Origin of the sequence: Halorubrum sp. Ea8, from assembly GCF_002252925.1 — an archaeon.
Classification (GTDB): Archaea; Halobacteriota; Halobacteria; order Halobacteriales; family Haloferacaceae; genus Halorubrum.
This window is the reverse complement of the sequence record NZ_NHPF01000065.1, coordinates 1-19,766: the sequence shown is the minus strand read 5'-3', so window position 1 is coordinate 19,766 and position 19,766 is coordinate 1. Positions and strand designations below refer to the sequence as shown.

At 67.4% G+C, this 19,766-nt stretch carries 11 protein-coding genes and 1 tRNA gene; 8 read left to right on the top strand and 4 right to left on the bottom strand.

Translation table 11 applies throughout. From position 1 onward, the window contains the following. Positions 1-24: 24 nt before the first annotated feature. A complete protein-coding gene (gene ileS / locus DJ74_RS05385) occupies positions 25-3,174 on the bottom strand; it encodes an isoleucine--tRNA ligase (RefSeq protein ID WP_094526599.1) in 3,150 nt (1,049 codons plus the stop codon). Between the two features lie 216 nt (positions 3,175-3,390). Between ileS and DJ74_RS05380 the strand changes: the two genes are divergently transcribed. Beyond that, positions 3,391-4,632 (top strand): carboxypeptidase-like regulatory domain-containing protein, encoded by a 1,242-nt coding sequence (locus tag DJ74_RS05380; RefSeq protein ID WP_094526598.1) that lies wholly within the window; start codon positions 3,391-3,393, stop codon positions 4,630-4,632. 66 nt (positions 4,633-4,698) lie between these two features. Here DJ74_RS05380 and DJ74_RS05375 read toward each other — a convergent pair whose 3' ends face one another. Beyond that, on the bottom strand, positions 4,699-5,910 hold the full coding sequence (locus tag DJ74_RS05375) for an iron-containing alcohol dehydrogenase family protein (RefSeq protein ID WP_094526597.1): 1,212 nt from the start codon (positions 5,908-5,910) through the stop codon (positions 4,699-4,701). A 153-nt stretch (positions 5,911-6,063) separates the two neighbouring features. Between DJ74_RS05375 and DJ74_RS05370 the strand changes: the two genes are divergently transcribed. From DJ74_RS05370 to DJ74_RS05350, 5 genes are all read left to right on the top strand, one after another. After that, complete coding sequence (locus tag DJ74_RS05370; RefSeq protein WP_094526596.1) at positions 6,064-7,014, top strand: hypothetical protein; 951 nt, start codon at positions 6,064-6,066, stop codon at positions 7,012-7,014. Between the two features lie 252 nt (positions 7,015-7,266). Beyond that, a complete protein-coding gene (locus tag DJ74_RS05365; protein WP_094526595.1) occupies positions 7,267-8,592 on the top strand; it encodes an RNA-guided endonuclease TnpB family protein in 1,326 nt (441 codons plus the stop codon). Positions 8,593-8,790: 198 nt separating this feature from the next. Continuing rightward, positions 8,791-12,030 carry a DNA topoisomerase (ATP-hydrolyzing) subunit B gene (gene gyrB, locus DJ74_RS05360; protein ID WP_094526594.1) on the top strand — a complete coding sequence of 1,080 codons (3,240 nt, stop codon included), beginning with the start codon at positions 8,791-8,793 and terminating at the stop codon, positions 12,028-12,030. Continuing rightward, positions 12,027-14,543, top strand: coding sequence for a DNA gyrase subunit A (gene gyrA / locus DJ74_RS05355; RefSeq protein ID WP_094524534.1), 2,517 nt, complete (start codon positions 12,027-12,029; stop codon positions 14,541-14,543). The genes gyrB and gyrA overlap by 4 nt, the downstream gene beginning before the upstream one ends. Positions 14,544-14,799: 256 nt before the next feature. Further along, positions 14,800-16,878 (top strand): AMP-binding protein, encoded by a 2,079-nt coding sequence (locus DJ74_RS05350; protein ID WP_094526615.1) that lies wholly within the window; start codon positions 14,800-14,802, stop codon positions 16,876-16,878. A gap of 6 nt (positions 16,879-16,884) precedes the next feature. Here DJ74_RS05350 and DJ74_RS05345 read toward each other — a convergent pair whose 3' ends face one another. Then, positions 16,885-17,352 carry a redoxin domain-containing protein gene (locus DJ74_RS05345; RefSeq protein ID WP_094526593.1) on the bottom strand — a complete coding sequence of 156 codons (468 nt, stop codon included), beginning with the start codon at positions 17,350-17,352 and terminating at the stop codon, positions 16,885-16,887. A gap of 160 nt (positions 17,353-17,512) precedes the next feature. Between DJ74_RS05345 and DJ74_RS05340 the strand changes: the two genes are divergently transcribed. After that, positions 17,513-17,794, top strand: a complete 282-nt coding sequence (locus tag DJ74_RS05340) for a twin-arginine translocase TatA/TatE family subunit (RefSeq protein ID WP_094526592.1) — start codon at positions 17,513-17,515, stop codon at positions 17,792-17,794. Positions 17,795-17,847: 53 nt separating this feature from the next. Then, positions 17,848-17,920: transfer RNA gene (locus DJ74_RS05335), tRNA-Arg, on the top strand. Between the two features lie 415 nt (positions 17,921-18,335). Here DJ74_RS05335 and DJ74_RS05330 read toward each other — a convergent pair. Continuing rightward, on the bottom strand, positions 18,336-19,580 hold the full coding sequence (locus DJ74_RS05330) for a nitrate/nitrite transporter (RefSeq protein ID WP_241881496.1): 1,245 nt from the start codon (positions 19,578-19,580) through the stop codon (positions 18,336-18,338). Positions 19,581-19,766 lie beyond the last annotated feature (186 nt).

Genomic DNA, 19,766 nt, shown 5'->3' with positions numbered 1-19,766 from the left:
ACGGGCTCGAAACCGGCAGTTCCCCTACGCGACCGGCTCGATTCCGATCGTCACGACGACGTCCTCGACGTCCCACTCCTCGACGAGCCCGTCGGTCTCGGCGGCGTCGCTCGGCTCGTCGAGCCACTCGTCGGCGCGCACCTCGCCGGCGATCAGGTCGGCGTGCTCGTCGACGAAGCCGGCGATCCGGTCGTCGTCGACGGCGACGCCGACCCGGATCCGGGCCTCGACGTCGAGGTCGAGCTCCTTGCGCATCTCCTGAATCCGACGGATCACGTCGCGGGCGTACCCCTCCGACTCGATCTCGGGGGTGAGCGAGGTGTCGACGTAGACGGTGCCGCCGTCGAAGTCGACGCCGGAGACGTTCTCCGGGGGTTCGGCGACGTACTCGACCATCGCGTCGTCGAGGTCGACGGGCTCGCCGTCGACGGCCACCGCGCCGCCCTCGACCGCCGCGCGCGTCGCGCCCTGCACCGCGTCCATCACCTTCTGGGCGTCGGCGCCGAAGGCGGGACCGATCTCGGCCATCTGCGGCTCGGCGGTCTCGACGAGCTCGTCGAACGCGTCGGTGACGGTCACCTCGCGGGCGTTGACGCGCTCGCCGATCAGGTCGGACAGACGCTCGACGGCGGCGGTCACCTCGTCGTCGCCGCTCTCGACGACGACGCGCGGCACGGGCCAGCGGAGCTTCCGGCCCGCCTGCTGGCGGGCGTTCGCGGCGGCCTCCTCGACGTCGCGGAGGACGGCCACGTCGCGCTCCAGCTCGGGGTCGCGGAGCCCGTCGTCGGGCTCGGGGTAGTCGAGCTGGTGGACCGTGGTCGCCGAGCCGTCGAGCGTCTGGTACATCCGCTCGGTCAGGTACGGCGCGATCGGCGCGAGCAGCCGGATCACCTCGTCGAGGACGGTCGCGAGCGTCGCGTAGGCGCCCCGCTTCGAGGCGGAGTCCGCCTCCTCCCACATCCGGTCGCGGACGGCCTTCACGTAGAAGCGCGAGACGTCTTGGGTGACGAACTCGATCACCGCGTTGACCGCGTCGCTGACGCGGTAGTCGGCCCACGCCTCGGTCACCTCGGTCTCGACCGACTGGAGCCGAGAGAGCACCCACTCGTCGACGAGCTCCAGCTCGCCGTCGGCGAGGTCGGCCTCGGCGGGGTCGTAGCCGTCGAGCTCCATGTACTCCAGCGGGAAGCGGAACACGTTCCAGAGGATGTTGAGCTTCCCCTGCAGCTCGCCGAGCCCGTCCCACTCGAACGCGAGGTCGACCCCCTGCTGGTCGTGGGAGAGCAGGTAGGTGCGGAGCGGGTCGCGACCGGCGCGCTCGATCGCCTCTTCCGGGGTGACGATGTTGCCGACCGACTTCGACATCTTGCGCCCGTCCTCGTCGTTGGCGAAGCCGTGCATCAGCACCTCCTCGTAGGGGATCTCGCCGACCGCGGCGGTGCCCATGCCGAGCTGCGACCAGAACCAGCCGCGGGTCTGGTCGTGCGCCTCGACGATGAGGTCGGCGGGCCACAGCTCGTCGTGGGCCTCCTCCTCGGACGGGTAGCCGAGCGTGCCCCAGCTGGCGACCGACGAGTCGAGCCACACGTCGAACACGTCCTCGACGCGGCGGTACGTGACGCCGTCCTCGACGATGGTCAGGTCGTCGACAGCGGGGCGGTGGAGGTCGATCGCCCCGGGGTCGACGTCCTCCTCGACGCGCTCGGCGAGCTCCTCGCGGGTGCCGACCACGATCATGTCCTCGTCGAGGTTCCCCGCCTCGGCGTCGTCGGGCACCCAGATGGGGATCGGGACCCCCCAGTAGCGCTGGCGGGAGACGTTCCAGTCGGGGGCGTCCTCGATGAAGTCGCGGAACCGGTTGTCCCGCGCCCACTGCGGATGCCACTCGGACTCCTCCATGTTGTCGAGGAGGTCCTCCTTCACGTCCGTGATCGAGATGAACCACTGGTCGGTGACCAGCTGGATTATCCCGGTGTCACAGCGCCAGCAGTGGCCGTAGCTGTGGTCGACGGTGCCGTGCGCGAGCATGTGGCCGTCGGCGACGAGGTCCGCGACGATGTCGTCGTTGGCGTCGCGCACGAACTGGCCCGCGTACTCGCCGGCCGCCTCGGTGAACTCGCCGTTGGGGCCGACCGGACAGTAGATATCGAGTCCCAGCTCCGTGCCGCGGTGGAAGTCCTCCTCACCGTGGCCCGGCGCGGAGTGGACGAGCCCGGTGCGGTCGGCCTCCACGTAGTCGGCGGCGTACACCCGCCCGGCGCCCTCGGAGTCGGGGTACTCGGCGACGTGGTCGGCGAGCGGGTGATCGTACGCCCAGCCGACGAGATCCTCGCCCGTCAGCTCGGCCTCGACCTCGTACTCCTCGTAGCGCCCCTCTCCGAGCACGTCCTCGACGCACTCTTCGGCGACGTAGAGCAGCTCCTCCTCGCCGTCCTTCTCGGCGCGGACGGCGTTGTACGCGAGCTCCTCGTCGACGGCGACGAAGGTGTTCGCGGGGATCGTCCACGGCGTCGTCGTCCAGATGACGAGGCTCCCCTCGCGGTCGGCGAGCGGGAACTTCACGTAGACGGAGGGGTCCTCGACGTCCTCGTACTCGACCTCGTTGTTGGCGAGCCCGGTCTCGCACCGCGGGCACTGCGAGATGGAGCGTTTCCCCTGCTCGACGAGCCCGTTGTCGGCGACCTCGGAGAACGCCCACCACGCGGCCTCCATGTACTCCGGCGAGATGGTCTCGTACGGGTCCTCCCAGTCCATCCAGACGCCGATGGACTTGAAGTCCTCGTCCATCGCCGCGCGGTTCTCTAAGGCGAACTCCTTGCACTTCTCGATGAACGCCTCCATCCCGTACTCCTCGATGTCCCGCTTGTTCTCGAAGCCGAGTTCCTCCTCGACTTTCACCTCGATCGGGAGCCCGTGCATGTCGTAGCCCGGTCGGTCGGTGACGCGGTGGCCGGTCATCCGCTTGTGGCGGATGATCGCGTCCTTCAGCGTCTTGTTCCACGCCGTGCCGAGGTGCATCTGCCCGGAGGTGTACGGCGGCCCGTCCACGAAGAAGAAGGGCGGGTCGTCGGCGTGCGCCTCCTTCGCCGCCTCGTAGGCGTCCACGTCGTCCCAGTAGTCGTCGACCGCCGACTCGACGTCCGCGGGCGCGTACTGGTCGTCGATCTGCTCCATATCCGTTGGTCTTCGCGCGCGTATTTGAATACGGCGGAGTCGGGGTCGCGGGCGGTCCGTCCGCGACGTCACTCCCGGCTCGACCGGCGCGAGGCACCGCGACCTCGCTCGTCGGTCAGAAGCGGGGAGTCCCCTCGAAATCGGGCACACGTCCGCGGTCAGAAACCGGTAAGCGGCCCATACCAATATATGACGGCAATGTTTAGTATGTCTCACATGAACGTCGCACGCTTGGTCCTCGTCGGAGCCGCGGTACTGCTCGTCGCGGTCGTCGCCACCGGCGGCGCAGTCGGTCAGGATCAGGTGACGCTCACCGTCTCGGTCGCCGACCAGGACGGCGACGCAGTCGGCGGGGCGACCGTCGAGGCCGAGTGGGAGACCGACTCGGGAGAGACGGGGACCGCGACGGGCACGACGGCGAGCAACGGGAACGTGCTCCTCGACGTCCCCGAGGGATCGAGCGTGGAGCTGGACGTGGACGACGACACCTACGTCAGAAACAGGCCGCTCGAGGTCGAGAACGCGAGCGCGGCGGAGATCGACCTCGGCGTCACCCGGAGCGGGACCGCGACGGTGACGGTCCTCGACGACCAGAATCGATCGCAGGCCGACGCGAGGGTGACCGTCCGCGAGGACGGGCGGTCCGTCGACCGCGGCGAGACCGGATCGGACGGGACCTACGAGACGGCTCGCCTTGAGCGGGGCACGTACAACGTCACGGTCGTGAAGCCGGGGTACTACGAGACGGAGCGCGAGGTCACGGTGTCGCTGAACACGGAGACGACGATCGCGATCGAGCGGGGGACCGTGACGCTCGACGTCCGCGCCCTCGACGACCACTTCGACCCGCCCGAGCCGATCGAGAGCGGGTCGGTCCGGGTGACGTCGTCGGTGTTCGAAGGGGAGGTGACCGTGACCGAGGGAACGGCCTCGCTCAACGTGCCCGTGAACGCGGCGTACACGGTCGAGGTCGTCACGGACGGGTACGACCCCTCGCCCGAGCGAGTCCGGGTGCGAGAGTCCCCGAGGAGCGTGAACGCCACGGCCCAGCGGACCCCCGCGCTGTCCGTCACCCCGGCGAACGACCGCGTGCTCGTCGGCGAGACGACGCGCGTGACCGTGCTGAACGCGTACGACGAGCCGGTGGCCGGCGCCACGGTCGAGGTCGACGGCGAGGACGTCGGCGAGACCGACGCCCGCGGGGAGATCGAGGTGCCGATCTCGTCCGCCGGAGACCGGACGATCGTCGCGAGCGACGGAGGCGTCGAGTCCGACCCGGCGACGGTCGAGGGCGTCGAGACCGCGGACGAGGCCGATCCGAGCGCGAACGGTTCGAACGATACCGGAGACGACGGCTCCGGCGACACCGACGACGGCGCTCCCGGCTTCGGCGTCGTCGCCGCGGTCCTCGCGCTCCTCGCCGCGGCCGTCGCCGCGGGTCGGTATCGCGGTCGCTGAGCGGGGAGAGACACGCCGAACCCTCCGGCCGCGGTCAGGCCGGCCGAAATCGGGCCCTCCGCCCGGTCACCACGCCGAGCGCAACACGCCCTCGATCGCCTCCGGCGTCGCGTCGAGTTCCTCGGGCGCCCGGTCCATACACCAGTCGTCGGCGACGTACTCGGCGATCGCGGGGAGATCGCCCTCCGCCGTCGCCGGCAGATCGCGGAGGCGCTCGGGCACCGGTAGCGCGCCGCGGATCGCGGCGACGGCGTCGACGACGTCCTCCGCGATCGCGTCGTCGTCGCGCCCGTCGACGTCGACGCCGAGCCCGGCGGCGAGCGCTCGGCGGCTCGCGTCGACCTCGTCGAAGAGGTACGCGAGGACGTGGGGGGCGACGGCCGCGTGGACGTCGCCCTGCTGGACGTCGTAGCGGCGCGCGAACCCGTGGCCGAACGCGTGTATCACCGAGATCCGGCGGTCGAGCTGGACGAGCAGCGCGCCGACCACGGCCCGGTCCGCGGCGGCCTCGGTCTCCGGCCGATCGCCGGCGACCCGCGGGAGCGAGTCGGAGAGGAGCCGTAGCCCGTGGACCGCGGCCGCGTCGCTCACGGGCGTCGCGTCCCGCGCGTACGGCGTCTCGATCCCCTTGTCGAAGCCGTTCATCGCCGACCCCGCGAGCGCCGACGACGGCGTCGTCTCGAACAGCGCCGGGTCGGCGAGGTCGACGACCGGCATCGGTCCGTCGCCGCTGACGGTCAGCGGCTGGCCCGTGGGCGACTCGTCGGCCGGGAGCACCTCCAGCGAGCCGCCCGTCGAGAGGTCCGCGCCGGCGAACGTCGTCGGGATCACCACGACCGGGAGCGAGGGGTCGGACCCGGGCGCGAGCGACCCGAGCGCGTCGGGGCCTTCCGCCGCGTCGTCGCGGAGCTCGGCGAGGTCGCGGTCGTCGACGTCGAGTAGCGCCGCCTGCCGGGCGATATCGAGGCTGCTGCCGCCGCCGACCGCGACGAGGGTATCCGCGCCCACCTCGGCCCGCTTGTCGAGGAGGTCGTACGCCGTCTCGACGCGCTTGTCGGGGGTCGTCCCGTCGAAGACGCCGGCGAGTCGGTCGTCGAGCCCCCCGCGGATCCGGTCCATCAGGTCGTCGTTGGCGCCGACGTTGGCGCCGCAGACGACGAGCGCGTCCCCGAGCCCCCGGTCGGCGAGGACCGCGCTCAGCTCGCTCGCGCGGCCGCGTCCGTACAGGATCTCACAGCCGCGGTAGTCGTGCTCGAAGGAGTCCGCGATCGGTAGCATCGCGAGTCGGTACGGCAGGCGGCCGCTTGTAGCTGTGGGCCCGGGCGACGCGCCGGCGGGGTCGGCGACGGACCGACGGCGCCCCTCGCGGTCTCCCAAAGAGCCAACCCGCTGCGGGTCGGAGTCTCAGGCCGGTCGCCCGACCGACACACCATGCGCCGGTTCCCACCGCTCCCGGACCTCGACGACGCGGACCCGCCCGACGGCCTCCTCGAGGGCCACCTCTGGCTCCTCGAACTGATCGACGGAACGGGGCTCCGGTTCCGCATGGACGAGTCCGGACTCCTCCGGTTCGGCGGTCCGGAGGCGGTGTACGACGACCTCGACGCGGTCCCGCCCGCGGTCCGACCCGCGGTCCGGCACGCCCGCGATCGGTTCGACCGCGAGGCGCTCCGGCGGGCCGTCGCCGACCCCGCCGGCGTGACGTTCTTCGGGGTCGCCACCCACCGCTGCGGGACCGACTACGACTGGGACCGGATCCCGCCGTTCCTCGGCACCGACGTGTGGACGGGCGCGGACGGAGAGCGCGAGGGGAACGGAGAGAGTGGGGGTGACAGAGAGCGCGAGGGGAACGGAGAGAGTCAGGAGGACGGGGCGTTCCGGCCGCCGGACGCCGCCGCGGCGATCTTCGAGGGGGTCGGGCTCGCCCCGGTAAACGCGGTGGCGCGCGAGGTGAACGCGCGCGACTTCGACCCCGAGGGATACGCGGTCCCGGCGTCGGCGTGGCGCGACGGCCCGGCGGCCGGCGTCGTCGTCCGGAACAAGCGCGGCGGACGCGTGAAGATCTCGAGGGGGCCGAGCGACGGCGGCGACGGCGCGGGAGACGGCCGCGCGAGAGGCGACCGGGCCACGGACCCTCCCGACCCCGACGAACTCGCCGCGGTCCACGCCGGACGGGAGCGGTTCGACCGGGTCGTCGCGGCCCTCGAACGGCGCGGAGAGCCGGCGACGGTCGACCGGCTCGCGGACCTGACCGTCGAGGCGGTCGCCCGGGAGACGCCCCTCCGGTTCGGGGACGGCGAGAGCGGTCCGGCCGGAGTCGACGTCGCCCGGTTCCGCGCGTCCGTCGTCGAGCGCGCGAGCGCGTTCCTCGACGAGCGCTGACGGATAGCAAGCGGAAGCCTCGCCCTTCAGGGCGGGGTCCAAGCGACAGCACAATGCCACAACCGACGTGCTACGATGCGTCTGGATGTTCCACCGCTTCCAATCCTGCTTCGATAATTTCTCGGTAGGCTTCTTCAAGACTCACGTCTTGATCTTCAGCGTAGTCTTTCACGCGGCCGTTCAGGGTGTGTGAAATGTTGATATTCGGTCGCATTGTTTGTGTCCAAAAGACATATAGACGTAGGACTACAAATGTCTGTTGTCGTGAGGCGAACCAACACGTTCGCGGTACGCCCGCTCTCCGACGACGACGAGCGGCTACTGTTGGATCTGTTGGACGCCTCTGCGAGCCTGTGGAACGAGCTCAATTACGAGCGTCGCCAGCAATTCTTCGACGGCGAATCAGTGTGGGACACTGCTGACTACCGCAAGCAGTATGTCGATGTGACCGGCTCTGGAACCGCACAGCAAGTGATCCGGAAAAACAAGTCTGCGTGGAACTCGTTTTTTGCCGCCCTAGACGACTGGCACAACGGCGACCGTGATGAACGTCCCTCGCCCCCCGGATACTGGGGCAACGAAGATGATGGACGAGAACTACGCACGTTCATCCGGAACGACTTGTATACACTGGAAACCGGCGATCGGTCACGAATCGAGATCCCAGTCGGGTCCGCTCTGAAGGACGAATACGACCACACTGGTCGCCTCCGTCTTGAAGTCGCTGGCGACCCGAAGTGGGACGGCGAACAAGGTCGTTTGGAGATACAGTACGACGAGATAGACGACACGTTCAGGGCTTTTCAGCCTGTTACCGTACCTGATTCACAACAGGATTCACCACTGGCTTCGGAAGAAGCCGCACTGGACGTGGGCGCAAACAATCTCATCGCCTGTACAACGACGACCGGCCAGCAGTACCTCTACGAGGGCCGCGACCTGTTTGATCGCTTCCGCGAGACGACCGACGAAATTGCCCGATTACAGTCGAAGCTCCGTGAGGGGCGATACAGTAGCAACCGAATTCGGCAGCTGTATCAGAAACGGACACGGCGGCGCGACCACGCACAGGAGGCACTAGCCCGGGACCTGATGGAACAGCTCTACGCCGACGGTGTCAAGACAGTGTACGTCGGCGACCTCACGGATGTTCTCTCGGCGCACTGGTGTGCTGAAGTGAACGCAAAGACTCACCAGTTCTGGGCCTTTCGGGCGTTCATCGATCGCTTATCGTACACAGCCGAGGAATACGGCATCAGTATTGAGGTGCAGTCAGAAGCCAATACAACCCGAACGTGCCCGGTGTGTGGCGAACAAGAGGGTACCGATCGCGACGGCGACGTGTTCCGATGTCCGTGCGGCCACGAAGCACACGCCGATCTGTGTGCGTCCCGGACATTCCTCGAACAGCAGGCTTGCGAACTCGAAGTTGGGTCGATGGCTCGGCCCGTGCGCCTCAAGTGGGACGACCACAACTGGTCAGAGACACCACACTCTCCCGAGAGGGAAAGTCCCAACGAGGAGCGCACAAACCAGAGTACCGGCAACGGGAACGTTGCCTCCGTGGGTACGGCATAGCCAACATCCCACCGGAGGAATCCTCGCCCTTCAGGGCGGGGAGGAAGTCAAACGCGTCCCGGCGGGGCTGGCGGGGCGGAGTGACCCGTGCGCACGCACCGGACCGCCTTGACTCTCGTCCGCGCCCGTCGCCTCCGCACGCCCGCGTGCGCGTGCGCCGGGTTTATAAGCCGGCACTGACTAAATCAGGCAAGTTCTATGTCAGAGCAGAGTGAATACGGAGCCGGCCAGATACAGGTCCTCGAAGGCCTCCAGGCCGTCCGTAAACGTCCGGCGATGTATATCGGATCCACGGACGGTCGAGGATTGCACCATCTCGTCTACGAGGTCGTCGACAACTCTATCGACGAGGCCCTCGCGGGCTACTGCGACGAGATCACCGTCACGATCCACGGGGACGGCTCCGTCAGCGTCAGCGACGACGGGCGGGGCATCCCCGTCGACACCCACGAGAAGTACGACCGGCCGGCGCTCGAAGTGATCATGACCGTCCTCCACGCCGGCGGGAAGTTCGACTCCAAGTCCTACCAGGTCTCCGGCGGCCTCCACGGGGTCGGCGTCAGCGTCGTCAACGCCCTCTCGGAGCGGCTGGAAGTCGAGGTAAAACGCGACGGCGGCGTCTACCGCCACGAGTTCGCCCGCGGCGAGCCCGTCGAGGGCGCGTTCGAGCGCGTCCGCGACATGGACGAGGGCGAGGACACGGGGACGTACATCCGCTTCTGGCCCGACGGCGACATCTTCGAGACGGGCGACTTCGAGTTCTCGACGCTCGCCAGCCGCCTGCGCGAGCTGGCGTTCCTCAACTCCGGCGTCGCCATCACGCTCGCGGACGAGCGCGACGCGGACGGCGACGCCGCCGACGCGGGCGACGAGCAGACGTTCCTCTACGACGGCGGCATCCGCGAGTTCGTCGGCTACCTCAACGAGGCGCGGACGCCGATCCACGACGAGGTTATCTACTTCGCGGACGAGGACCAGGACATCCACGTCGAGGTCGCGATGCAGGCGACCGAGGAGCTGCAGGGTTCCGTCCACGCGTTCGCGAACAACATCAACACCCGCGAGGGGGGCACCCACCTCACCGGGTTCAAGACGGCCCTCACCCGGACCGTCAACGACTACGCCAACGAGCACGGGCTCGTCAACGACCTCGACGCGAACCTCAAGGGCGAGGACGTCCGCGAGGGGCTCACCGCGGTCATCTCCGTGAAACACCCCGACCCGCAGTTCGAGGGGCAGACGAAGACGAAGCTCGGCAACAGCGAGGTCCGCGGCATCGTCGAGTCCGCGACCCACGAGAAGCTCGGCACGTTCTTCGAGGAGAACCCCGACACCGCCCGGAAGGTCGTCCACAAGGCCGCGGAGGCCGCGCGGGCGCGCAAGGCGGCGAAGAAGGCCGAGGAGCTCACCCGCCGGAAGTCGGCGCTGGAGTCGACCGCGCTGCCCGGGAAGCTCGCCGACTGCCAGACCCGCGACCCCACCGAGGCCGAGCTGTTCGTGGTCGAGGGCGACTCCGCGGGCGGCTGCTTTACCGGTGACACGGAAGTCGCACTCGCATCCGGTCGGTCGATCACATTCGAGACGCTGGTCGATGAACACGAAGACGGGGAGACGCACTACTGTTACACGGTTGGACCTGACGGTAAGATAGAGATCCAGCAAGTGACGAATCCTCGGGTTACGAAACGAGACGCAAATCTCGTTCGAGTCACCCTTGATAACGGCGAGACGATACGGTGTACGCCTGACCACCAGTTCATGCTCAGAGATGGGAGCTACCGTGAGGCTCAGCATCTCGAAGACGGACAGTCGCTTATGCCGTTGTACCGAAAGACATCGGATACCGACGAGGAGAATATCACGATTGACGGCTACGAGATGGTGAAACAGCCGATAATGCGGGATTTCTGGGAATTCACCCATCTCCTCGCAGATCGGTACAATCTGGAACGCGGTCGGTACGCCGAAGCTGACGGAGAACACAAACACCACGTCGACTTCGACAAACGAAACAACCGCCCGGACAACATCGAGCGGCTCCCGGAAGACGAGCACATGCAGTTACACCGCGAACACGCGGAACGAACGCTGCACACGGAAGAGGTGTTCGAGAAACTTCGGGAGCTCAAACGGACCGAGGAGTTCCGTGAGAAGATGAGCGATCGCATGCAGCGAGAGGGGACAGTAGAGGTCCTCCGGGAGCAGGCGAAAAAGCAGTGGGAAGACGAAGAGTACCGTGAGAAAATGCGGGACGCGTGGCGGGAGTACTACGAGACGCATCCCGAGTACAGGGAGCGGGTTCGTGAGCGTCTCACCGAGGAGGCTCGGCAGTACTGGGCAGACGAATCTCACCGAGAAGAACAGTCCGAGCGAGTCGAAGAGTATTATGAAAATAACCCGGAGGCAGTGGAAACGCGTCGAAAAGACGCGAACGAACAGTGGGATGACGAGGAGCTACGCGACTGGCGGAGCAAGAAGACGGAGGAACAGTGGGACGAAGAGTTCAGAGAACAGCGCATGGAGGCGTACAACCAGACGTACTTCGAGCACACGATCCCGTTCATGAAAACGGTTCTCGAAGACGAGGGCGACCTAGAGAACTACGACGAACGTAGGCAGGTAGAGGGAGGACCGAACACCCTCACGAAATCGACGACGATAGAGAAGTTCTTCGAGGATGAAACCGCGTTGATCGAGGCCGTACAGACACACAACCACTCGGTTGCGTCTGTGGAACCGCTCGAAGAGACCGAAGACGTGTACGATCTCGAAGTCCCCGGTACCCACAACTTTGCTCTCGAATCTGGGGTCTTTGTTCATAATAGCGCCAAACAGGGCCGGAACCGCGAGAACCAGGCGATCCTCCCGCTCAAGGGGAAGATCCTCAACGTCGAGAAACACCGGCTCGACCGCATCCTTGAGAACGACGAGATCCGCGCGCTGATCACCGCGATCGGCGCGGGGATCGGCGAGGAGTTCGACATCGAGGACGCGCGGTACAACAAGATCATCCTGATGACTGACGCCGACGTCGACGGCGCACACATCCGGACCCTGCTCCTTACGCTCCTCTACCGCCACATGAAGCCCCTGCTGGAGGCGGGCTACGTGTACGCCGCCCAGCCGCCCCTCTACCGCGTCCGCTACCGCGGCGAGACGTACGACGCGATGACGGAGGCGGAGCGCGACCGGATCGTCGAGGAGAAGTGCGACGGCGACCCGGATCAGGTCCAGCGGTTCAAGGGCCTCGGCGAGATGAACCCCGACCAGCTGTGGGACACGACGATGGACCCGGAAAATCGCATCCTCAAACAGATCAACATCGACGACGCGGCCGCGGCGGACCGCATGTTCAACGTGCTGATGGGCGACGCGGTCGAGCCGCGGAAGCAGTTCATCAAGGAACACGCGACAGAGGCCGAGTGGGTGGACATATGAGCTCCGACGTACCCGACGCGAACCCCGACGACGTCCGCGCCGCACAGGTGACGAACGCCCGCATCGAGGACGAGATGGAGCAGTCGTACATCGACTACGCGATGTCGGTCATCGCCGGCCGCGCGCTCCCCGACGTCCGCGACGGGCTCAAACCCGTCCACCGGCGCATCCTCTTCGCGATGCACGAGGCGGGCGTCACGAGCAACTCCTCGCACCGGAAGTCCTCCTCCATCGTCGGCGAGACGATGGGTGACTACCACCCGCACGGCGACAGCGCCATCTACGACACGCTCGCGCGGATGGCCCAGGACTTCTCGATGCGGTACCCCCTCGTCGACGGGCAGGGGAACTTCGGCTCCGTCGACGGCGACCCGCCGGCGGCGATGCGGTACACGGAGGCCCGGATGGCCCCCATCGCCGAGGAGCTGCTGGCCGACATCGAGCGCGACACGGTCGACTTCACCGCCAACTACGACGACCGGCTCGAAGAGCCGGAGGTGCTGCCGTCGGCGGTGCCGCACCTCCTCGTCAACGGCTCCTCGGGGATCGCGGTGGGGATGTCGACGAACATCCCGCCGCACAACCTCGGCGAGGTCGTCGACGCGACGGTCGAACTGATCGAGAACCCGGAGTCGGCCGTCGAGGACCTGATGGAACACGTCAAGGGACCGGACTTCCCGACCGGCGCGAACATCGTCGGGCGGAACGCGGTTCATAAGGCGTACAAGACGGGTCGCGGTCGCGTTCGCGTCCGCGCCGAGTTCGAGGTCATGGAGGAGGAGGGCCGGATCGTCATCTCGGAGCTCCCATTCCAGCAGAACAAGTCCCGGCTCGTCGAGCGCATCGCCGAGGACGTCAACGAGGGCGCGATCGAGGGGATCCGCGACCTCCGCGACGAGTCCGACCGCGACGGGATGCGCATCGTCGTCGAGCTCAAGCGCGACGCGATGGCGGAGGTCGTCAAGAACCAGCTGTTAGAGAGCCACCTCGAACGCACCTTCGGCGTCATCAACCTCGCGCTGGTCGACGGCTCGCCGCAGGTGCTGGACCTGAAGGAGACGCTCGAACACTACGTCGAGCACCGCCGCGAGGTGGTGCGCCGCCGCTCAGAGCACGAGCTCGCGGAGCGAGAGGACCGCGCGCACATCCTCGAAGGCCGACTGAAGGCGCTCGAACAGGTCGACGACGTGGTCGAGACGATCCAGAACTCCGACGACCGCGACGCCGCGAAGGCCGCGCTGGAGGCGGAGTACGAGTTCAGCGAAGCCCAGGCGGCGCACATCGTCCGCATGCAGCTCGGCTCGCTCACCTCGATGGAGACGCAGGAGATCGAGTCGGAGTACGAGGACGTCACCGCCCGCATCGAGCGGCTGGAGACGATCCTCGCCGACCCCGACGAGCTCGACGCCGTGATCGTCGACGAGCTGAACGACATGAAGGCGGAGTACGGCGACGAGCGCCGCACGAGCTTCATCGAGGACGTCGGCGACGTCACCCACGAGGACCTCATTCCGGAGGAGGAGTGCGTCGTCGTGATGAGCGAGGACGACTACATCAAGCGCATGTCGCTCGACACCTTCCGGGCGCAGAACCGCGGGGGTAAGGGGATCATCGGCACCGGCCTGAAGGAGGGCGACAGGGTCTCCTCCGTGTTCGCCGCGAACTCCCACGACTACCTGCTCGTCTTCACCAACCGCGGACAGATCTACGAGCTGAAGACGTACGAAATCCCGGAGATGTCCCGGACCGCCCGGGGGAAGTCCGCGGTCAACCTCCTCGACCTCGACGGCGGCGAGGAGATCGAGGCGGTGGTGAACACCGACGACCTCGACGACGACGAGTTCCTCACGATGGTCACCCGCGACGGGTACATCAAGCGGACCGCCGTCGACGAGTTCGGGAACATCAGGTCGACGGGGATCCGCGCGATCCGGCTGGAGGACGGCGACGAGCTCGTCGACGTCGAGGTGACCGACGGCGACACGGACATCGTCATCGGGAGCCGGAACGGGATGGCGATCCGCTTCGACGAGTCGGAGGCCCGGGCGATGGGCCGGACCGCCCGCGGCGTGATCGGGATCGACCTCCGCGAGGGCGACGCGGTCGCCGGCGTGGCCGCCATCGACGACGCGTACCATAACTGGGTGCTCACCGTCACGGAGAACGGCTACGGGAAGCGCTCCGACCTCGACGAGTACCGCCTCCAGTCCCGCAACGGGAAGGGGCTGATCGACATCAAGACCGGCGACCGCAACGGCGAGGTCGTCGCCATCGAGGCGGTCACCTACGGCGACCACCTGGTCGCGATGAGCGGCGACGGCCAGATCATGCGGACCCGCGTCGAGGAGATATCCACCGTGAGCCGAAACACGAAGGGCGTTATCGTGATGAACCTGGACCCGGACGACGAGGTCGCCTCCGTGGACATCGTTCCCAAGTCGGTGTACGCCGACGCGGAGGCCGCCGCGGACGAGGCCGATCCCGTCGCCGACGTCCCGGTCGAGACCGAGTAGGTCCCCGATCTTCCCGGCCGCGTCGACCGGGGTCGACCGCTTCTCCCTCTGTCAGAGCCCGCAGGGCCTCCCGACGCTCGCGTGTCCGGGGTTCAACTCTCGCGGCGCCGATCGCGTTCTCATGCGCCGACGCGAACTCCTCGCGGCGACGACCGCGACAGCGACCACGGCGGCGGTCGCGGGCGAGTGCGTGGAACCGCGGTGGCGCGAATTTCAGGAAAATTACTTACCGTTACCGCGAAAACGGCCGGACGAGATGGACGAGTACGAGGGGATAGACGAGGTCGTGCACGAGCCGAGCGAGGCGTTCGCGGAGTCGACGAACGTCGCCGCGTTCATGCGCGAGTACGACATCGACGACTACGAGGCGCTCATCGAACGCACCACCTCGGAGCTCCCGGGCGAACCGGCGTCCGGCGTCGACTGGTTCTGGGACGAGGTCGTCGACTACCTCGACATCGACTTCTACACGGAGTACGACGCGGTTCGTGACAGCGCGGAGCGGAGCTCCGCGGGCAACCGGACGCAGTCCGGTGACGACAGCGACGGCCCCCAGTTCACCGACTGGTACCCCGGCGGCGAGATCAACGTCGCGCACAACGTCGTCGACAGACACGCCGCGGTCGACTCGCCGAACCGGAACCGGGTCGCGCTGATCTGGGAGGGCGAGCCCGGCGACGTCCGGGAGGTCACCTTCCACGAGCTGGCCCGCCAGACCGACCGCGTCGCCAACTACCTGGAGTCGGTCGGCGTCGAGACCGGGGACACCGTGGCCCTGTACATGCCGATGGTGCCCGAGGTCGTCTCGATCCTCTACGGCTGCCTGAAAGTCGGCGCGATCGCGGTGCCGATCTTCTCCGGGTTCGGGACCGAGGCGACGGCGACCCGGATCGCCGACGCGGAGCCGTCGGTCCTGTTCACCGGCGACGGCTTCTACCGCCGCGGGAGCGAGGTCCGGCTGAAGGGGACCGCCGACGAGGCGATCGCGGACGCGGGCCACGTCGAACACACCGTGGTGTACGACCGATTGGGCGCGACGCCGGCGGCCGAGTCGGCGGGGGGCGACGGCGGTGGCGTCGAGCCGGTCCCGTGGGACGCCGACCGCGACGTCACCTGGGGGGAGGCGGTCGCGTCGCGATCGACCGACTACGAGACGAAGCGGCTCCCGAGCGACCAGGAGTCCATGCTGCTGTACTCCTCGGGGACGACGGGCGAGCCGAAGGGGATCGTTCACACCCACGCGGGCGTCCTCACCCAGTGCGCCAAGGAGATCCACTTCGGCTTCGACCAGAAGCCGGCGGACCGGTTCTTCTGGGTCTCCGACATCGGCTGGATGATGGGGCCGTGGACGCTGATCGGGAACCACGCGTTCGGCGGGACCGTGGTGATGTACGAGGGCGCGCCCGACCATCCCGAGCCGGACCGCTTCTGGGAGCTGATCGACCGGCACTCGATCACGCAGTTCGGCATCTCGCCGACCGCGATCCGCGCGCTCCGCAAGCACGGGGACGAGTGGGTCGAGGGCCACGACCTCTCATCGCTCCGAATCTTAGGCTCCACCGGCGAGCCGTGGGACCCGGAGTCGTGGCGGTGGTTCTACGACGCGGTCGGCGGCGGCGACTGCCCGATAATCAACATCTCCGGCGGCACCGAGATCTGCGGCTGCTTCCTGATGCCGATGCCGAACCAGCCGCTGAAGCCCTGCACGCTCGGGGGACCGGGGCTCGGGATGGACATCGACATCGTCGACGAGACCGGCGAGTCGGTCCGGGACGAGGGGGAGCGCGGCTACCTCGTCGCCCGCGACTCCTGCCCGTCGATGACGAAGTCGCTGTGGTCCGGCGACGAGCGCTACCTGAACGAGTACTGGTCGACGTGGGACGACCTCTGGGACCACGGCGACTTCGCGCAGAAGGACGACGACGGGTTCTGGTTCCTCCACGGCCGCGCCGACGACGCCCTGAACGTCGCCGGGCGGAAGGTCGGCCCGGCCGAGATCGAGGGCGTGCTCATCGACCACGACGCCGTCAATCAAGCGGCCGCGGTGGGCGTCCCGGACGATACGACCGGCACCGCGGTGGTCGCCTACGTCGTCCTCGAACCCGACGTCGAACCGGGCGACGGGCTCCGCGAGGAGCTTCGCGAGCTGGTCGGCGAGGAACACGGGAAACCGTTCCGGCCGCGCGAACTGCTCTTCGTCGACGCCTTCCCGAAGACGCAGTCCGGGAAGATCATCCGGCGCGCGATCGAGTCGGTTTATAACGACGAGGACCCCGGCGACCTCTCCTCGATGGAGAACCCGGAGGCGCTGGCGGACCTCCGCGACGCGGTCTGAGGTGACCTACGCCGCCTCGGCGACCGCCTCGTCGAGCGCGTCGTAGTCCGGCTCCTGTCCCGCGTGCTCCGCGAGCCAGCGGTAGGTCACGACGCCGTCGCCGTCGATCACGAAGACGGCCCGCTGCGCGACCGCGTCGACGCCGTAGCGGTCGAACGACTCGACCACGTCGTACGCCTCGATCGCGCGGTGGTCGGGGTCGCCCACGAGCGCGAACGGGAGGTCGTACTGCGTCCGATAGGCCGCGAGCGCGTGCGGGAGGTCGGTGCTCACGCCGAGCAGGGTGCAGTCGTCGCGGTCGAAGCCGTCCCGGAGCGCTTCCATCTCGTCGGTGCAGGTGTTCGAGAAGGCGGCCGGGAAGAAGGCGAGCACCACGGGCTCGTCGCCGAGGCGGTCGCCAAGCCGGAACGATTCGATGTCGCCGTCAACGAGCGGGGCGGTGAAGTCGGGGGCGTCGTCGCCGACTGTCGTCATACCTCCCGGTTGCGCCGCGCGGGTATCACGGTTTCGGCGTTCGTCGACCGACTTCCCGCGAAGGCGGGATTATGGACGCGTTGCCCGCCTAACGACGACTCGGCGTCGGCTCACCGAGGCAAAAAGACTATAGTCGCAAGAGGGTTACTCCGGGACAGAGATGGCAATTCCGACTCCACTGATCGGCGGCATCCCGGCGGGCCCGGAGCTCCTCATCATCCTGCTCGTGCTGGTCCTTCTGTTCGGGGCGAACAAGATTCCGAAGCTCGCTCGGTCGACCGGCCAAGCGATGGGCGAGTTCAAGAAGGGACGCGAGGAGGTCGAGGACGAACTGAAACAGATGCAGGGAGACGACGAGGAGTCGACCGTTAGCGCGGACTCGACGGTCGACGAGGACGAGGACCTCGAGGACCTCGAAACCGAGAAAGAGACGAGCGCGTAGACCTGCTCGGCGACGCCGACCGATCCCCGCTGCGACGTTTTCTCCGCCGCGTTGGGCGCGTGGCCTAGCGGACAGGGCGAGAGGTTCCTAACCTCTCGATCGCGGGTTCGAATCCCGCCGTGCCCGTATCTCACTGCGTCCGATACGGGCACGGCTGACCCTCGCTCGCTCACTTCGTTTCGCTCGCGAGGATCCCGTCGCGCCCGTTCCTTCGCTTCGCTTGACCGTGTCTGAGTACACATGATCCCGTCCGCCAACGTCGCGGCGAAGCACGCCGGAAAGACGGACCTCGATCTCCACGAGAAACGCACCACATTCTACTCGATAGCACTCTATACCGCTCCACCCACACCGGCGCAATGTGGCGATTATCGGGCCGTTTCGCCGATCAAAACGCATCGTCCGCATTTGTTAACCCCCTGATTTCGGGTGCGGAGGCGGATTCTATCGAACGATTCGTCTCCGCGCGTCGTATCTCGCGGTCCCTGTTCTGACCGATTCGGAACCGATCAAAATCGACTGCCGAACGCGAAGGACGTAATCAGACCGGCGTCGCGGCGGTGCCGGACTCGGCCATCCGCCAGACGGTGAGCGCTCCCGTCACGCCGAGGCCGACCGCGAGCGCGAACAGGACGGCGTCGGTGCCCGCGGTGGCGATCAGTTTGCCGGCCACGACGGGCGCGACGAACGACGCCGCCCACCCGGCCACGCTCGCGATCGAAACGGCCGTTCCGGCGGCGCTCGGGGCAACGAACTCCTGAATTGACTGGTACATGAGCCCGATCTGCAGTTGGAGGAACACCCCTGCGAGGACGAGCGTCGCGACGAGTACCGCGATAGTCGTGCTGTAGTACATGAGGACCGAGAGCACGGTGGCGCCGACGAACGAGGCGGCGAAGACGGGCCGCCGTCGCCGGGCGAACACCGTGTCCGACAGCCATCCGCCCGTCGGCCGAGCGAGGATCCCGACCGCGGGAAACAGCGCGACGAACGCGCCGCTCTCCGCCAGCGACACACCGAACTGACGGGTGATGTACGTCGGCATCCACGAGTTAAACACCATATACAGCGAGTAGCCGAGGCCCGTGACGGCGACGATCATCCACACGTTCCGGTTTCTCAGCACCCGCTTGAAGCCGACCAGTGTTATCGGGTCCGGGGCCGTGGCCGCCCGGAACCCGCCGACCCGCCCGACCGCGACGGAGAGCGCGAGCGACATCGCGAAGACCGCGCCGCCGAAGACGGGGAACACCCCCGGCCAGGCGACGACCTCGGCGAGGCGCGGCGCACCGAGTTGTCCGAGCGCGTACCCGGCGGGATATCCCGAGATGATCACCGACGTCGCCGTCGCCCGCCTGTCGGGTGGGAACGTCCTCGACCCGACGTTGATACTGACGACCCAGAGAACGAACATTCCGACGCCTGCGAACAGTCGCGACGCGATCAGCAGCGAGACGGTCCCCTCGCTCGCGGCGAACCAGTCGCCGACGCTGCCGACGAGGAGGACGGCCGCCGCCGCGGGGATAACCGCACGGGTCTCGACGCGATCGAGATAGATCCCAACGGGAATACCGATCACCGTCGCGGCCACCTGTGGCATCGAGACGAGTGCGGCGGCCGTGGTCTCGGTGATATCGAGATCGGTCATCATCAGCGTGAGGATACTGGCCGGGGTGATCAGGTACGCACCGACGAACAGGAGCAGCAACCACGCGGCCGCGATAGTTACGACCCGCCACGCCGAGTCTCCGACGAGGTCACCGCCTCCGGTCAGCTTGGTATGCAAGACGGTCCCGATTGACAGTGTTTGGAAATAATCCTATTGGTGGTGATACAAGGCGTCGAGCGGTGGTGTCGCTGAGCCGCCGGTGTCCGTTTGCGGCGCAGACCGTTCGCGTCGTATCCCGCAGACGCCGGATCGGCCGGGGAGACCGACCGCTTCGACACTACCGGTTATAGAGATTCGAGGAGA

What these genes read in the sequence shown, in the direction of transcription:
- ileS (WP_094526599.1), bottom strand. Translation starts at nt 3,174, where the DNA reads ATGGAGCAGATCGACGACCAGTACGCGCCCGCGGACGTCGAGTCGGCG.
- DJ74_RS05380 (WP_094526598.1), top strand. Translation starts at nt 3,391, where the DNA reads ATGAACGTCGCACGCTTGGTCCTCGTCGGAGCCGCGGTACTGCTCGTC.
- DJ74_RS05375 (WP_094526597.1), bottom strand. Translation starts at nt 5,910, where the DNA reads ATGCTACCGATCGCGGACTCCTTCGAGCACGACTACCGCGGCTGTGAG.
- DJ74_RS05370 (WP_094526596.1), top strand. Translation starts at nt 6,064, where the DNA reads ATGCGCCGGTTCCCACCGCTCCCGGACCTCGACGACGCGGACCCGCCC.
- DJ74_RS05365 (WP_094526595.1), top strand. Translation starts at nt 7,267, where the DNA reads ATGTCTGTTGTCGTGAGGCGAACCAACACGTTCGCGGTACGCCCGCTC.
- gyrB (WP_094526594.1), top strand. Translation starts at nt 8,791, where the DNA reads ATGTCAGAGCAGAGTGAATACGGAGCCGGCCAGATACAGGTCCTCGAA.
- gyrA (WP_094524534.1), top strand. Translation starts at nt 12,027, where the DNA reads ATGAGCTCCGACGTACCCGACGCGAACCCCGACGACGTCCGCGCCGCA.
- DJ74_RS05350 (WP_094526615.1), top strand. Translation starts at nt 14,800, where the DNA reads ATGGACGAGTACGAGGGGATAGACGAGGTCGTGCACGAGCCGAGCGAG.
- DJ74_RS05345 (WP_094526593.1), bottom strand. Translation starts at nt 17,352, where the DNA reads ATGACGACAGTCGGCGACGACGCCCCCGACTTCACCGCCCCGCTCGTT.
- DJ74_RS05340 (WP_094526592.1), top strand. Translation starts at nt 17,513, where the DNA reads ATGGCAATTCCGACTCCACTGATCGGCGGCATCCCGGCGGGCCCGGAG.